General features: G+C 41.1%; 12 protein-coding genes. 5 read left to right on the top strand and 7 right to left on the bottom strand.

Translation table 11 applies throughout. The features are described 5' to 3' along the window. Window positions 1–94: 94 nt before the first annotated feature. The 5 genes from FD716_RS15785 (at window position 95) to FD716_RS15765 (ending at window position 4152) form a co-directional block, all read left to right on the top strand. On the top strand, window positions 95–1255 hold the full coding sequence (locus tag FD716_RS15785; protein WP_139853204.1) for a winged helix-turn-helix domain-containing protein: 1161 nt from the start codon (window positions 95–97) through the stop codon (window positions 1253–1255). A gap of 208 nt (window positions 1256–1463) precedes the next feature. Then, window positions 1464–2219 carry a DMP19 family protein gene (locus FD716_RS15780; protein ID WP_228714960.1) on the top strand — a complete coding sequence of 252 codons (756 nt, stop codon included), beginning with the start codon at window positions 1464–1466 and terminating at the stop codon, window positions 2217–2219. A 44-nt stretch (window positions 2220–2263) separates the two neighbouring features. Continuing rightward, window positions 2264–2683 carry a hypothetical protein gene (locus FD716_RS15775; RefSeq protein ID WP_139853202.1) on the top strand — a complete coding sequence of 140 codons (420 nt, stop codon included), beginning with the start codon at window positions 2264–2266 and terminating at the stop codon, window positions 2681–2683. Window positions 2684–2783: 100 nt separating this feature from the next. Beyond that, window positions 2784–3530, top strand: a complete 747-nt coding sequence (locus FD716_RS15770) for a hypothetical protein (RefSeq protein ID WP_139853201.1) — start codon at window positions 2784–2786, stop codon at window positions 3528–3530. Beyond that, window positions 3520–4152: a CatB-related O-acetyltransferase gene (locus tag FD716_RS15765; protein WP_139853200.1), complete on the top strand. Its 633-nt coding sequence runs from the start codon at window positions 3520–3522 to the stop codon at window positions 4150–4152. The genes FD716_RS15770 and FD716_RS15765 overlap by 11 nt, the downstream gene beginning before the upstream one ends. A gap of 78 nt (window positions 4153–4230) precedes the next feature. Here FD716_RS15765 and FD716_RS15760 read toward each other — a convergent pair whose 3' ends face one another. From FD716_RS15760 to FD716_RS15730, 7 genes are all read right to left on the bottom strand, one after another. Then, window positions 4231–5250 (bottom strand): fimbrial protein, encoded by a 1020-nt coding sequence (locus FD716_RS15760; RefSeq protein WP_139853199.1) that lies wholly within the window; start codon window positions 5248–5250, stop codon window positions 4231–4233. Further along, on the bottom strand, window positions 5247–7814 hold the full coding sequence (locus FD716_RS15755; RefSeq protein ID WP_139853198.1) for a fimbria/pilus outer membrane usher protein: 2568 nt from the start codon (window positions 7812–7814) through the stop codon (window positions 5247–5249). Before FD716_RS15755 ends, FD716_RS15760 begins: the two co-directional genes overlap by 4 nt. Before the next feature lie 69 nt (window positions 7815–7883). After that, complete coding sequence (locus tag FD716_RS15750; protein ID WP_139853197.1) at window positions 7884–8618, bottom strand: fimbrial biogenesis chaperone; 735 nt, start codon at window positions 8616–8618, stop codon at window positions 7884–7886. 81 nt (window positions 8619–8699) lie between these two features. Beyond that, a complete protein-coding gene (locus FD716_RS15745) occupies window positions 8700–9236 on the bottom strand; it encodes a fimbrial protein (protein WP_139853196.1) in 537 nt (178 codons plus the stop codon). A gap of 749 nt (window positions 9237–9985) precedes the next feature. Further along, window positions 9986–10936, bottom strand: coding sequence for a helix-turn-helix domain-containing protein (locus tag FD716_RS15740; RefSeq protein WP_171477061.1), 951 nt, complete (start codon window positions 10934–10936; stop codon window positions 9986–9988). A 133-nt stretch (window positions 10937–11069) separates the two neighbouring features. Continuing rightward, window positions 11070–12431 (bottom strand): aminotransferase class III-fold pyridoxal phosphate-dependent enzyme, encoded by a 1362-nt coding sequence (locus tag FD716_RS15735; protein ID WP_139853194.1) that lies wholly within the window; start codon window positions 12429–12431, stop codon window positions 11070–11072. 201 nt (window positions 12432–12632) lie between these two features. After that, window positions 12633–13196 (bottom strand): DUF4303 domain-containing protein, encoded by a 564-nt coding sequence (locus FD716_RS15730; RefSeq protein ID WP_171477060.1) that lies wholly within the window; start codon window positions 13194–13196, stop codon window positions 12633–12635.

The following is a 13196-nucleotide window of genomic DNA, read 5'->3' as shown; positions in this document are numbered from 1 at the left end:
GAAGTGAAATAACAATGAATAACCGGCATAAATAACCATACCCATCCATGCGGATGATGGCTTGATTGCGCTTAACCCAGAGAAGCAATTTCTAATGATTGATAAATTAAGACGTTTGGCATTGTTCAATCAAGGGCTTGGTCAGCCGCATGCCTTTGGCGAAGGCCTTGTGGGAACACGTTGTGCGATTGAGCATTTGGGTTATGTCCAGTTGGATACGATTTCAGTGATTGAGCGCGCGCATCATCATGTGTTGTGGAATCGTGTACCAGACTATCAGCCCACCCATTTAAACCAGTTGGTAAAAGAACAACATATTTTTGAGTACTGGTTTCATGCAGCCTCTTATTTACCGATGCGAGATTATCGCTATGTATTAGCGCAAATGGCCTCGATTCGAAAGGGTGAAAATCGCTATTTCCGCAATGCCGATCCGCATCTAATGAATGAAATCTTGGCACAGGTCAAAGCCGAAGGTGAAATACGTTTACGCAATATTGATATAGGCAAGAAAGTTGCTCAAGGGGGATGGTGGAATAGGGGACCTGGCCGCCGTGCGCTTGAATTGCTATTTATGCAAGGTGACTTGATGATTTCTGCACGTAATGGCATGGAAAAAGTCTATGACCTTCGCGAAAACTGCTTGCCAAGTGGCATCGATTTGACGCTGCCCAGCCTAAACGAATATGCCCAGTATTTATTTAACACGACACTTAGAGCGTATGGCGTATTTACCTGGAAGCAGCTTTTACATCTCAAAGTCGGACAACCCTTAAGAGCAGCGATGCAAACCGTGGTTTTGGAACAGCTTGATGCTGGGGTGATTACGCTATTAGATAATATTGGTGGGCAAAAAATATATGCAGATACGGCTTGCTTAGAGCAGCCTCCTGCGATTGCACTAGCGGTCAAAATTTTATCGCCATTCGACAATTTGGTGATTCATCGTGATCGTTTAAGTTCACTTTTTGCATTTGAATACCGAATTGAATGTTATGTACCTGCTGAGAAACGCGTGTTTGGCTACTTTTGTTTGCCTATTTTATATGGCAATCAAATGGTTGCACGGATTGATTGTAAGGCGCATCGTGCTGAACAACGCTTGGAGGTATTGAGTTTACATCTGGAAGATAGTTTTCTGGATCGAGATGCATTTTTTCCGCAATTGATACTTGAAATACAGCATTTTGCAGCATTTAATCAATGTTCAATTGACGAGGCGCAGCTGTTGGATACCATCAATGCTTTGGTTTGATTAGAACCCACTATATTGCAGCTTAGGTGGTGTGGTGTGGTTTGATTTATTAGATAAAGTCTGTTGCTGCACCTTGGATGACTAACACCTTGGCCTTGGTTTTTGTTATGTTGAGCTAACTCCCAATACATTATAATTTTCTATGCTTATTTCTCATATTCTTGTTTCACAACAAAGCCTCGACAGTGACGACGCATACGACATTATCATGTCGAATATTGATAGTCTGAATGAAGCGTTCAATCGTTATTTGGATTATGACGATGTTAGCGTTGCTGCATTACAAAGCTATCATGTCGATTATTATTTGGCGCAAGTTGAAAATGGTGGTTTTTCCCAGTTCGTTTATAACACCCGTTGGGATGGCAAAATCGTGGGTTGGGTGCGTGATGGCTTAATTGCCATGCAGGCAAAAAAACATGCCGCCTTGTTTGAAAAGTCTGCTGCGATTCTGAACCAATTTACACCTGAGCAATTGGCACAATACCTAGAAGGCGAATACTTTGGTGAAAACCACCAACGCGATAGCTTAAGCCAATTTGATGATGCCTTTTACAGCCTCAATGAACGCGAAGATTTAATTGAAATTAACCATCAGTGGTTGAAAAAACATCCTCAATTGAAAGTTTTAGACGAAGCAGAAATTGCAGATTATCTCGATCAAGCGGCAACAAAAATTCCAAACCTTGAACAACGGGTTGAGGCTGCCAAAAAAAATCAGCCACGTTATTTTAAGATCATCCAAGCACTGTGTGCGGCTGTTGAGCAAGATTTAGATGAAGTCACGATGGGTGATCCGAGTCATGAATATCAGGGTGAGCAAATCTTGGCATGGCATTTCCTCACCGAACAAGGCCATTTTTATATGCTAGATCTAGGCGATAAAGCACAAATGTATCAGGGTGAAAGCAAGGAATTGGTCGTTGAGATCGATCTTGCACCACTTGAACTCACAGGCGAATAATTGATTTTTTTATTAGAACGAATTGAACAAAAAGGAAAATAACGATGCGTATTTTAATCTTGGCTGCACTATTGGGCGCGATGAGCTTGACGGGGTGTAGTACGCTGCAGTCTCTCTATCCAAAGAGCAAAAAAGATCAAACAGTAACGGAACAATCTCTTCCTCGAGTGGTTGACTCTGGTGCATTAACGCCATTTGCACAGTTGCTCAAGCATGAACCTGACTTGGTCCAAGAACTGAATCATGTTTCGATTCAACAGGTTTTTAATCGAATCGAGTCTCCGACAGCAGCACAAATCACGGTGATTCAAAGCGGTTTGATGGATGACTCGGTATCGGCAATTCGTACGGTTTATCAGTTTAAACAACAAGCGCAACGTTGGACTTTGAATAAAACTGAAAAAAGTTATCAATGTGCCCGTGGACCAAATACCAAGACTTTCCAGACCAAGCTTTGTCCCTAAGCGGTTAGGTTAATTAATTTGACGATGCCAAATCTGAGTGAATATGTTGTGTATTTATTTAACATGACGCTCAGGGGCATTTAGCAAGAAGTAGGCTTATATGAAATCATTATTTTCTTCGTTAATGGTCATATTATTTAGCGTTTCATTCGTTGGCTGTATGACCAATGAGGCTTGGAATAGAAACCCGGTTGTTGAGACAACTCAACAATATAAATTAATTAAAGAAGACCCGCTGATTAGCTTTGGACAATTGATCCATGCGAATAATACAAATAAGCAGTTTGTGGTGATCGGTAAGGAAAATGTTTATGTATTGACGGAAGGAAATGAAAAAATTACTGAATTTATTCATTCTAAATTTCCCAACTCAAGTTTGGCGCTTGTGACCTCTTCTGATCAAAAAATAAGATTAAACTTTCATAAATTAGCGCAGGACGCTGACGAGGTTTATTTCACGACGGATTTAAAATTACAGTTAAAGGTACTCCATCCAACCGCACAAACTGTTTCAGATCTGGCTGCACATGCTAGGGCAATGCAAGCTCAATTAAGAGAAAAACCGAGTGAGGTTGAACTCCTATTGTCAGTTCCAATCAAAGGGAAAATGTATAAGCCTTCGGACAATATTAAATTTGATGGGAATACTGCATTTAATGGAAACTACATGATCGAAATTGGCTACTTCGAAAGTAAACGTCGCACTCGTCTGGGTAATTTAATTGGCAATATTGTCATCACACCGTTTGCCCTCGTCGCGGATGCCATTATTATGCCGATCGCTGCGGTTGCAGTTGTTGGAGATAGCATTACTGGAAAAGGGGGACTTCAATCAAATGCAGAATAAACATTGGTCTCAAGTCGAATATTTGCATGAGACCCATCGAAATCCCAATATTCATATTAAGGGAACGTCTAGTTATTACAGCAATGCGTGGACAGGCAATTTTGAAGACAGTGTGGTGCGCTATTTGTATGGCGATGAATATAGTCTAAAAACTTGGGAGCCTGCATGGGAAATTGATCAACTTTACATCGGTAGTCACGTCTGTATTGCGGCTGAAGCAGTGATTTTGATGGGAGGCAATCATACCCATCGCATGGACTGGTTTAGCTTGTATCCATTTTTGGAGTCCATCACGGAGGCCTATAAAATGAAAGGCGATACAGTGATTGGTGATGGTGCATGGATTGGTATGCGCGCGATGATTATGCCCGGTGTGACGATTGGCGAAGGTGCGGTGATTGCTTCTGGCAGTATTGTCAGTAAAGATGTGGCACCGTACAGTATCGTGGCAGGTAATCCAGCCAAATGGATGAAAAACCGTTTTTCAGATGAGGTTATTGCACAATTATTGGCGTTGAATTTATACGATTTAAGTCACGAGCAATTTAAGCAATTGCAGCCATTTTTAACCCAACAAGATATGCCAGCTCTTATGGCAACTTATGCTGAATTAATCGGTTAAAAAAAAGGTTATTTTTGGGGAAGAGCCTCGCTCTTCGTACCCAAACCGATTTGTAGAGTAGCTTTACTCAAGCTCATTTTAATCATAATTAATCATCATGGTGGCTTGTGCCTTGACTTTGCCAGCAGTCATTTTGGCTGCACTTTGGTAGTAACGTGCAGTCATTGGCACATTGTATGTAATGGATGTACCTGAGTTTAGCGTACCTAAAACAAGCTTGTCACCCTTCTTAATCACGTCGTTTTTACCTTGATAATTCCAAAGCAGTTGTATAGCGACCCCTTTGGCTTTTTCTGCGACTGGTGCAGTATTTTGCAGCACACTATTATTACTGCCTTCTGTAGAATAATCATAAGTTAAACTAATTTGATTTTTTTCTTCATAACCCGTTGGATTTTTGCCACCATTACATAATATATTCATGTCAAAAGGTTGTTCTCCTTGGGTAGAACCAACGCCTTTAAATCCTGCCGTGTTGACTGTAGGTAATACAATCGTCCGATTAATACTGCCTTGAATTTCACAGGAGGAGGATGCAATGGTAATCGCATTACCATAAACGGTACTGGTTAACCACGGTGTAGTTGAACTACCTTTAATATTGTAGCGACTATAACGGCCTGGAACTAAGGTGCCAGATCCTGTTTCCGCTGCTGTTTTAATAATTTCAACGACGAAATAGCCATCCGCAAGAAAATAATTCGTATTGGTCGCTGTTGGACGGGCATAAGGGTAATATCCTGAGAAGTTACTTGCGTTTATAGCTTCACGATATAAACGGATCCCAATGCCTGGAATATTGGTTGAATAAACACTATCACCACCTGATGGGCTCAATGGATAGTTTTGGGTTAAAACTGCTTCTAAAGTCCCCCCACTCTTATCACAGTTATATTGAGAGCCATTGGTATTAATTGGAAAGGTTCTTTTCACTAAAACTTTACCGATAGCATCACTTGGGCGTACCACGACCCGCCCCACAGCCATTGAAATATCAAGTGTGGTGAATGGTTGTATCTGCGTGCATGTTGCATAAGCTTCGGTGTATAGGCCTAAACTTCCTGCCAATACCACAGCACTGATGAGTGTTTTTTTCATTTGCATATTGCCTCAGTCGTAAACATATTTTGCTGTGACTTCGTAGCTTTAGCTTGAACTTGTGCGCTTAGATCATATTCAACCTGACATTGATTCTGATCGCCCTTACCCCATTTTACGGTTAATTGTCCCTGAGCGAGTGGAGTACGTAGGTAAATCATACTACCTTGCGCAACAATTCCGACGACCTCATTGCTTTGATTGAAGACTTCAGCAGCAAATGGTAAGTCTTCATTTGCTGTCGTTTTACTTTCAATGAATATTGCATAGCCAGTTTTGGTGGAGAAATCTACTTTTGCAATTGCTCCTGCAAATGGTGCGATACGTTGGCTGGTTTCTTCTAATTCGACATCAGTCGACATTTCTTGTGGATCTAGTGTGATGTCATTGAGACGATAAGGGGTTACATAAGGGACAACGGCATAACCCGCTTTATTGATGCTTAGTCCTGTTGTGTTTGAGACTTTGGCACCTGCTGCATCGGGTGCATAAACCAAGACCATGGTTTGGCCTTGTTCTGCACCGAAGAGTACGCCTTGCGCATGTGCAACAATGTTGCCGCTGAGGCTGAGCATGGCTTGTTGGTACCCATCTGCAATGCTATAAGCACCGCCTACAGTCGTATAATTGGTACGATAACGTGCATTGGTGTTAAAGGATGGGTTGTTATAATCTTGATGTGCGAATGATGCACCGTAACTAAAGCGATCTGTAACAGAACTATTAATTCCTACAGTACGATCATGCTGACTTGCACTGACATTGACATTGACCGACTGCTTTTTAAAGTTCAGTGGGAATGACAGGGTCATTAAGTATTCAGTATCATTGCTGGTCGTCTTTGAGCCATATTCAATTTGGCGTTTGGCTGCTGATAAACCATAGGTAAGACCATGATAGTTATTGCTATAGCCAATCTGATATTGTGTGCTGCTTTCACCTCGGTTCCAGTAATCAACCCAAGAGCCGAGCATGTATAAATTACCAAAACCATTGGGAAGACCTTGGTTTAAGGTAATTTGAAATTCACTACGTTGACCACCGACAGCGTAGGTATTGATCCCTTTATTTTCAAGATCGCGAACCTGTATTGCATCACGTAGTTTATAAAAGTTTTCGGTGGAATAGCGATAAGCTGCTAATGTTAGGTTGGTGTCGGTCGCTGAAATCAATTTACTATAACTGAGTCGAAAGCTTTGTCCTGACTGGGCACTACTTCTTTTAAAGTCAGCATTTGAATGGGTAATATCCAAGGAAACGGCACCGACTGGGGTGGCAACTGCGGCACCTAACAAAATCGCGGTATAGTCTTCGGCTGCTTGTAAACCACTATAACCGGTTAGATAGTTATTCAAACCCTGTTGATATTTGGCCTGCACCACCCAAGGATGAAGGTCAATATCGCGGTCACGAAACTCACCAACAGTTACGGAGTAACGGTTTAAGCCAGGTCGGAGCATTTGTACAACAGAAGCATAAGGGATTGAAAATTTTTGGACTTCACCATTGGCTTCAATGACTGACACATCAAGTTCACCGCCAAAACCTGTAGGGTAGAGGTCATTAATTTCAAAGTTACCTGGTGCAACCGTGGTTTGATAAATCAGTTGACCTTGTTGGTGAACTTCAACTTTGGCATTGGTCTTGGCATTGCCACGTATCCGTGGTGCATAACCGATCATACTATTTGGCAGCATACGGTCATCGCTAGAAAAGTCTACTCCGCGGTAGCCAAAAGAGTCAAAAACCTCACCATTACTAAAACTATCACCTATGCTAAGCACACCACGATACTGTGGGAAGGCACGTTGTAAATAGGTGCTGGTTGACTCATATTTTGATTTGGCTTGATTTACTGTCGGATGATCTTGCCACTGCCATTGACCATTATGTCGTAGTTGCCAACTGGCTAAGTTGAGTCCAGCATTAATTCCCATAAAGGCATTGGTCGTTTCACCATGATCATTTGATTGACTAAAGTTCTTATAGGCACTCCCACTATAAGATAAAAAGCCAGCATTCACGCCCCGATCCCAAATACTTGGATCAACATAACCTTGTGCATTTTGTTGTAACGCAACTTGCGGAATGGAAATATCCATACGAATGCGTGAGGTATCAAATTCATAGAATGCCTGATTGATCCATTCTTCAATTTGATAACAGCCATCTTGTTGTGGATGCGTAGCTCGAATCAGTGCTTCTTTATTTACGCCATACTCTAATAAAGTGCTTTCGGTAAAACAGGTGACCGCATTTTTTTGTGCGTCAAGGTTTTTAAATAACATACGACGTTTGCCAAACCATTGGCCATTAACGTAGATATCAAGGTTGTACTCACCCGCCAGAACAGGATTGCCATATTTAAAGCGGCTCATATCTATTTGCTGTACATCATCGCCACCAATAAGAAAAACAGAATCAAATTCGGCTTCAACCTTGGTTGGTGCTGCTGTATCTTCAGCGTGAACTAGGCAAGGCATGCTTATGGTAAACACACCAAATGCAAGATAAAAACGTACATAGCGTTTTAAAAATTTAGAAGGAAGGCACCGACTTGACATAATTAACCCGCCTATTAGAAATAGGCCTTAAAAACGTTAAAATAATGAGATGAAGAATATTAATGGCGCTTATTGAAGCTTGATTTCCTGTTCAATTCGGCCACCATAATCATTGATATAAATAAAGCTCATATTTTGAAGCTTGTTGGTTTTAAGGGAGACGCTCTCTTCAGAAAAGGGTTTAAGCATTAAACCTTGAGGAAGGAGATCTACTTTTTTGTCATCACTAGATTGATAGATTGCAATCAATGTTTGATGAAAAGGCGTTGGATTATTGATTATCAAATTTTGCCCCGATTTCACCCACTGCAGTTTGTCAGGTGCGGTATTGACATCATCTTTGATTGATGCGGGACGATAGAAGAATTTGATGCGCGAACGAATCGCAAGTTGTACGAAGTTATCTGGGGCTGCGGTTCCGCCATTTGAAGATGGTTTTGGCGGTATATCAATCACATTCAGCCAGAGTACGGTTTCTTGTTGTTGATTTAAGGCCGTAGCACTTGGTAAGGCCGTAATACGAAGGGTTTGACCTCTGCTTGCTTCTACGCGAGAAATTGGAGGCGTAATCATGAAAGGTACTTTCGATTGGCTTGGTAAGCTTTTAGGATCACCATTGTCAATCCAAGCTTGTACCAGTGCAGGATTCGAACCATTGTTGCTCAGTTGTAAACTGACTTCACGTGCATCTGATGGATAAATAACGCGTGTGCCATGAAGAATAATTTCGGCATGAGATATAGCAGCAGTCATCGCCAGTAAAAAGGAAATTCCAAGTGGAAATTTACGATTATTTAATCTCATGTTCAGCATTCTCTTCGGCAGCAGATTCGGTGAAGTCACACAGTAGGGTTCCTATGCGGACATAGGAACGCTATATAAATTTTATTGATAAATAATGGTGTACTGCACTTGAGTTTTCACAATACCTGCTGAAGCTGCATCTGTAGCAAAGTATTCTGCATAGTAATTTAAATCTGCCCCAGCACCTTCAGCGACATCAACCCATTGTGAGTTTGCTTGAGCGCCACCAGGACCTGAACCTGCAAGGATTGAAATGACTTGGTTGTTGCTACCAAGCAGTTGAACGTCAACGTTCTTAGCACCAGTATTATCTTGATTTAATAAACGACCTGTATTGAAGTCTACCGTTGAACCTGGTTCAAAATAGGTTGCAACTTTACCAAGAGAGCATTTATTAAGTTTAATTTGGAATGGCGTACGGCCTGCAACATCACCAAGATTTGCGAGTGTTTGTTTAGAAACAGTTGGTAATGTAACAGTAAAGTCTTTACCTGCAGGGGTTACGATATCGCAAGTTTTATCTGTTACTAAACCATTAATTGTGATGGTGCCATCTGCAGCTTGTGCAGTTGTAATACCAGCAATTGAAAGAACAGCCATTAAGCCAAGTTTTTTCATAGCATTTTCTCGAAGTTGATTTTTATTAAGATTGATGTTGGTAAATTATTTACTAACAAAAAACCATGAGTATATTAACAGTGTATAAACAAAACGCAAACTAAATCACACATATTATGTAACACACTAATTAAAATAGATTTTTTTTAGACACTGTTTAATATGCATAAATGTATTTATTATCTTTTTGCTGGGTTGCTAATATTGGATTTTTTTTGATTTTTATATTGTGTTTTATATTATGTTTAAAATTTGATAAATATGACAATTAGATTATTATTTAGATTTACTTATTAATTCATTTTAATTTGGCTTGGTTGATGAATCTAATTCCTTAAGGAAATAAGGAATATAATGTGGGAGTATTATCGCGCTTATTATTAGCGCGATGAAATAATCAATATAAAATTTATTTCGAACCATCATTTTATAAGTCTATAAAATATATTAATTAAAGTTTATGAAACTACAGTTCAGTGCGGGTTTTGAATTGGTCAATAGATGGCGCCTGTTGTCGTTGTTGAGTTAGAGCAATGCTGTGCGATGAAACTGTAAACAATATCGACTTGAATTTTGGAAAGTGACTGATCAATTTTGTCAATCTACTACTCTGCTTGGGCTGGGATGCATTAAGCCTTATTTAAAGTGTTTTATCACGATGGTATCGCTTATTTTTCAACATGCTAGGTTTTATAAGCATTGATTTCTTTAGCGTTAAGGTGAGCTACAAAATGGTTATGAGGTTTGGTCTACCGCATCAACAAAGTTTCCGTTGGTGTCTCACCAAACAGTCGTTTGTAGTCTGTCGCGAATTGCGATAAATGCCAAAAGCCCCAATAGCCAGCAGCATCACCAATTGAAATCTGAGCTTTGGCTTGCTGCAACATGCGACGCACCCCATTAAGGCGCCAATATTTTAGAAACAAAGAGGGGCTTTGGCCTGTGACTGCTTCAAAATAATTTTGTAGGGTGCGTTTCGACATCTGGGTGAGCTCACAGCATTTATCCAGTGAAATCGGTTGATCTCGATGTTCAATCAAATAATGGATCAGGTATTTCACCACTTGATTGGCTTTAATTTTTGCCTGCGGTTCAATTTGTTTATTTTTTTGCCCGGCATGAATATAACGATAGGCCAAATCAATCAGGTCTGACTTTAGGTAGCTACGTGCCAGATCGGTCAGTTTTAGCTGCGTACTGCGTTGAATCACGGTAATCATTTCCATCATCTTCTGATAGAGCTGAATATTTAATTTTTTATTTTTTAGGGTATGCATCTTGCTGTTGAGTGATTGTTCTTCGAGTTCCATTAAGAGATTTAAAGGGAAGTGTAAGGCATAAAATAGAGAGTCTTCAGGCGTCTTGATGATGACTTCATTGTTGGGGTAGATACAAATAATATCATTTTCATCAATGGCTTCCCCCATCCATAAAACTGGTTGCTGAATACGTCTAAATACACCAATGCAGACCACATCGTCTTTGGCTTTGCCTTGCTGAAAAATACAAGGTGAAAGGTGTTCTTCATAGATCCCAATCTCATCTAGCCAGAAACTATTCAGTTGACTGGTAAATTTTCCTGAAGAGACCTGATGGTAGAGAAAGTCCCATTCATTGATGAGGGTGGTATGCAAAGAAAGATTATTGATATTGGAATGTGACTGGTAGCCAAACTGGGTCGTTTGATTTTGTTGTGTCATGACCATCTCCATGTGAGTGCAGTAAATTCATCCTAAATTTACATTGACGCGATTGGAATGTTAAATATTCTAAATACTTAAAGTATTCTAAAGGCTTATGGTGAAACCACCATAAGCCTTTTGTGTAAGAAAACTAAGCTTGGACTTGATCAAAGGCCGATTTCAACGCATTAATCAGCACATCACAACCCGCTTGATCAATCGTCAGTGGTGGCGCTAAACAGAGTTTGGTGCCAATCGGGCGAATCACCGCACCGGCACTGCGACAGGCTTCTGTGAGGCGTGCGGCAATATCACCTTCTGCATCAATCGGTTCGCGACTATTTTTATCTTTAACCAAATCGAGTGCAATCATTAAGCCTTTGCCACGGACTTCACCAATTAGAGGATATTGCGCTTCGAGTTTTTTCAGTTCCGTGAGTAAATATTGCCCCATTTTTGCTGCATTTTCTGGAAGATTTTCTTTTTCAACAATATCCAATACCGCCAGTGCAGCTGCACAACCAAGTGGATGCCCACCATAGGTATAGCCGTGCATAAACAAGCCTTTATGGTCGTTGTTGTCATGGAATGCTTGTTCAATGCGTGTATTTAACAGCGTGGCAGACAACGGAACATAACCGGAAGTCAGACCTTTTGCCAATACCATGATGTCAGGTTTAACTCCCCAGCCACGTGAGCCGAACATATGGCCTGAGCGACCAAAGCCAGTGATGACTTCATCTGCGATGAGTAAAATTTCATATTTATCACAGAGTTTTCTGAGGGATGGCCAAAATTTTTCAGGTGGCACAATAATACCGCCTGCACCTTGAACGGGCTCTGCAATAAAGGCTGCAACGGTATCTGCGCCATAATATAAAATTTCACGTTCAAACTGGTCAACTACCAAGCGCGCCAACTCATCTGGATCTTCGCAATTCCACGGATTACGATACAACCAAGGGGATTCAATTTGATTACATTGTTCCAATAATGGCCCGTAATTCATTTTAAAAACAGGCATTCCATTTAGAGATGTACCACCTAAGTTCACGCCATGATAGGCATTTTTCAATGACATGATGCGGGTTCTTTTCGGCTGATCTTTGAGCACCCAGTATTGACGCGCAATTTTAATCGCGGTCTCTACGGCGTCTGAACCACCACTGCCATAAATGACTTTTGCCATGTCTTCTTCGGCCGTCATTTCAATCAATTTATTGGAAAGTTGTTCAGCCAATGGGTGGCTCACGCCTGCAAATAGTTGATAGTAAGAGATTTCATCCATTTGTTTTTTAATGGCATCTTTAACTTCAGTGCGATTGTGACCGACATTGACACACCATAGGCCTGCAAAACCATCCAACATTTTATGGCCTTTGTCATCCCAAACATAAAGGCCATCACCTTTGACAATGCGCAATGGTTCTTGGGTACGCCACTCATTTGGATGAGAGAGTGCGTGCCAAAATTTGTAAGTGTTTTCAGTCTTGTTTTCAACAAATTGATTCATAGTGTCCGTCCTGAGCTCTATTTTTTTTGGTTGATCGCATGCTGTTTATCAATCGCGACTCATTTGAGCATATGAAATAAAAAGCAGGAGGGTTATCGAGATGTTGCAAATAGCGAGATAAATTTTCGCATGAAAAATGCTCTAATTTTAGTGGGGACTTTCTTGTGGTGTGGTGTGGTGCTGGGCTGATGGCTGCGGATATTAACTGCCGTGTTTGGGGAAGTGCCGTTGTAATTGTGCAGGGCTTAGGCTGAGAGCAATTAACTCCTCGGCTTCATCCGCGGCAATGGCGATGAAATCGGGGCTGACAAGAGCAGCGTGTATCAAGCTTTCACTGGCGCATTTAGCCGCCCGAGGAAAACAGGCCAAGAATAAATTATATAGTTGTTCCCATTCATCAAAATCTTGGGTCTGACTGGCAACAGCTGTGAATGCATCGGCGCAGGCCGCTTCTGCTGTACTTGGCTCAGCACTGTAAATCAAGTCTGGGCCAGACCAACGCAAGGATGCAGTGAGTTTATTTATTTTGTGAGTTGTCGTATTTTCAGCTACGCGATAGCGTTCGACCAGAGTATTGAGACTTTGCTCGGTCCCGATGGCAACACTGGGCCAATAGGCCGCGCTGCCATCACCATAGAATCCAAAAAAGAGTGCACCGTAAATCTGTTCATGCGGATGTTGCTGATGAACATCGGTGACAGCTTGAATGATTTGTTGGGTTGCAAAGGCTTCAACCATTTGCCAGTCAAATTGTATAGGACTCAT

The sequence above is a fragment of the Acinetobacter pullicarnis genome, assembly GCF_006352475.1.
Lineage (GTDB): Bacteria > Pseudomonadota > Gammaproteobacteria > Pseudomonadales > Moraxellaceae > Acinetobacter > Acinetobacter pullicarnis.
Note: the sequence above shows the minus strand (reverse complement) of the source record. Positions and strands in the feature narration are given on the sequence as shown.